The organism is Stieleria sp. (genome assembly GCF_041595215.1).
In the GTDB taxonomy this organism is placed as follows: Bacteria; Planctomycetota; Planctomycetia; order Pirellulales; family Pirellulaceae; genus Stieleria; species Stieleria magnilauensis.
Genome location: NZ_JBFHKV010001125.1, coordinates 1 through 2,685, shown reverse-complemented (window position 1 = coordinate 2,685; position 2,685 = coordinate 1). Strand labels below are relative to the sequence as shown.

The following is a 2,685-nucleotide window of genomic DNA, read 5'->3' as shown; positions in this document are numbered from 1 at the left end:
TGGGTTGCGTCATGCGTTTCGTAGTTCATCGCGCGATCAACTGCACCGGCAACATCAGCACGAGGTGGCCTGGGCATCCGAAGGGACCTCAAGCATTGGATCCAAAGCCGCCAAGCTGCCACCCATAAACTACCCAGTCGACCCAAAAGGCTCCTGACCCTTTTTCTCGAAACGGTGGCAGATGCGATTTGCGTCGGATACCCTGAGCTGTTGGCTGATGTTCTTGACTCGATACTGTCGTGTGATCGTCATGCTTCACGGCGTTCCCTTCGTCAGATTCCTCTTGCTCCCGGGCGGCTTCAATGATGCAGATGAGATTGAGCGTAACGCTATTGATGGGTCTTGCCTGTGGTAACGTGGCTTTGGGCCAGAATGTCGATTCGGACGTTGCTTATGTGGACAACGGCCATCTGCGTCACAAACTTGACATTTACACGCCCGAGGTGGCGTCATCGGCACCGCTGCCCGTCGTGTTTTGGATCCATGGTGGCGGCTGGCAGGTCGGTGACAAGAGCGACGTGGGAGTCAAACCGCAGGCATTGACCGAGCGTGGCTTCATCTTCGTTTCGACGAACTACCGCCTATTGCCGGAGGTCAGCATGGAGGAGCTGATCAGGGACGTCGCGAAATCGCTGGGCTGGGTACAGAAGCACATCGCGACGTATGGCGGTGACCCGCAGCGGATCTTTGTCGGTGGCCATTCAGCCGGTGCGCAACTGGCAGCCTTGATCTGTATCGATGAGCGGTATGTCGAAGAGGTGGGGGCTTCGCTGGATATCCTGAAGGGCTGCATTCCCGTCGATGGCGACACCTACGACATTCCCAAGATCATCATGACGGCCGAGCTGCGGCAAATGCTCTACGGCGGCAAGATGTTCACGTTTGGGCATCGCCAAAAGTTCGGAAATGATCCGGGAAAACACGTCGACTTTTCCGCAGTGACGCATGTTGAGAAAGGCAAAGGCATTCCGCCGTTTTTGATCCTTTACTTCTCTGGCAATCCCGATACGCGGGCCCAGGCGGGGCGCTTGGAGGAGGTGCTGCAAAGCGCCGACATTCCGGCAAAGGCTTTTGGAGTACGCGACAGCAACCACAGCCGGCTGAACAATGACTTGGGCAAACCAGACGATCCGGCCACGAAAGAGTTGTACAAGTTCCTCGATCAGCATGTGGGCAGCGACTGACCGTCCGAACTCCCGTCGGTTTCGTCCATTGGAGTGGGAGGTTTTTGTCGCCCCAAAACTACCTACTCAGAGTGCTCGTGCTGGCTCGCTTCACCGACGCGTTGGTTCCCAACAATGTCGCGAGGATGCGTCGTTCAATGGAAGGGACTTAACAATGGGCGTTGAGGGACTCGAACCCCCGACCCCCTCGGTGTAAACGAGGTGCTCTAGCCGACTGAGCTAAACGCCCTTGCAGGGATGCGAGTCTGGCCGCGGGTCAGCAGGGGACGCGGCGGCGGCGCGGTGGAGTCGCATCGGCCTTGGGCGCTTCAGACGCCCGGGGTTTGGTGGATAGGATCGACCAGGAGCTGCCGGGCGGTGACAGAATTCCGCCAAAACGGGCAACGTTTTCCTCGGTCGCAGTTAGCGGCCGAGCATTCGGGCTCGCTTGTTGCGTCGCTCCGCCTGGATCTTCTGGCGGCGACGAATCTCGCTGGGTTTTTGGTAATGCTCGCGGCGACGCATTTCTTTTTTGATTCCGCTGCGTTCGACCAATTTTCGGAATCTTCGGACTGCCTCTTGGATTGTTTCGCTGTCACGGACCATCAACTTAACCATTGTTTCTCCATCTGCATCGTTAGAACCTCTGATTTTGACTTGGAATCGCTACCAAACCCAGATCGGCCCCCCAGAGTGTGCCGTCAGCCACACTTGGGTGGATTTCGCGCAGGGGCCAATTGAGAGACGCGGGAGTGTAACGATCGGCATACCACTCCCGCAACGGCCATCCTTTTCGGATTGATCAGATTTCCCACGGTTTCTGGCATTTTTCCCCCCGCCGCCCCCGCGTTTCGCCGTCTGGCGCGACAGGAAGGCACAAATCCACACCGCCGCTCCCCACCGCCCCGGCAAACGGCCGGAAATCCGGCAGAGCCGCAGTAACCGGCAATCTTTGCCCAGTTGAGCTGACTGGTTTGTTTGGAGCGGCACGAACGATCCCTCCCCGTTTCGTCCGATGGCAACGGTGCGACCGCTTCGTTCGCTCGCGTCGCTCGATCCCCTGTCCCCGCATCGAAAGTTTTCGCCGATGGCCGTCCCCCCGCATCACTTCGACGACGAACCCGCTGAGTCGCAACCGGGTGGATTGCTGGGGGAACTTGAACGACGCCAGGACGACGTGCTCGACAAGCTGGACGAACTGGACGCCAAGCTCTCCGAAGTCCTCAAGGGGCTTGAGCCCGGTGGCGAGAACGGCACCACAGACAGCGCCAAGGAAGGCAGCGGGATCGCCTTGGGCCGGCCGACAGGCGACGTCGGTCTGCAGCTGAGCGACTTGGTCGACGCACTGGAGGAAGATGCCGCGGAAGAGGAAACGGCACCCGGCAACGCGGACGATTTCGACTCAGCCGACGATTGGGCGTAGCGTCGCGCGGGCGCTTTGTTGTGTGTGTAGCGGAACGGGTCGGCGGGTGGCTGAATCAGCGGTTTGGCGTGAGCCTGCGTGTCCCAGCACGAGGAGTGG

At 59.2% G+C, this 2,685-nt stretch carries 3 protein-coding genes and 1 tRNA gene; 2 read left to right on the top strand and 2 right to left on the bottom strand.

Annotation, left to right across the window (positions count from 1 at the left end):
• Positions 1–311 precede the first annotated feature (311 nt).
• The gene (locus tag ABX749_RS28785) at positions 312–1,184 is read left to right on the top strand and encodes an alpha/beta hydrolase (protein WP_372899068.1); all 873 of its coding nucleotides are present in this window, start codon (positions 312–314) and stop codon (positions 1,182–1,184) included.
• A gap of 155 nt (positions 1,185–1,339) precedes the next feature.
• Here the strand turns inward: ABX749_RS28785 and ABX749_RS28780 are convergent.
• Both ABX749_RS28780 and rpsU read right to left on the bottom strand, forming a co-directional pair.
• A tRNA-Val gene (locus ABX749_RS28780) sits at positions 1,340–1,413 on the bottom strand.
• A gap of 173 nt (positions 1,414–1,586) precedes the next feature.
• Positions 1,587–1,781 carry a 30S ribosomal protein S21 gene (rpsU, locus tag ABX749_RS28775; protein WP_094417928.1) on the bottom strand — a complete coding sequence of 65 codons (195 nt, stop codon included), beginning with the start codon at positions 1,779–1,781 and terminating at the stop codon, positions 1,587–1,589.
• Between the two features lie 397 nt (positions 1,782–2,178).
• Between rpsU and ABX749_RS28770 the strand changes: the two genes are divergently transcribed.
• A complete protein-coding gene (locus ABX749_RS28770) occupies positions 2,179–2,586 on the top strand; it encodes a hypothetical protein (protein ID WP_372899067.1) in 408 nt (135 codons plus the stop codon).
• Positions 2,587–2,685: the final 99 nt, after the last annotated feature.

Bases quoted from the DNA above. Each gene is read 5' to 3' on its own strand.
- rpsU (WP_094417928.1), bottom strand. From the start codon at position 1,781: ATGGTTAAGTTGATGGTCCGTGACAGCGAAACAATCCAAGAGGCAGTC.
- ABX749_RS28785 (WP_372899068.1), top strand. From the start codon at position 312: ATGAGATTGAGCGTAACGCTATTGATGGGTCTTGCCTGTGGTAACGTG.
- ABX749_RS28770 (WP_372899067.1), top strand. From the start codon at position 2,179: ATGGCAACGGTGCGACCGCTTCGTTCGCTCGCGTCGCTCGATCCCCTG.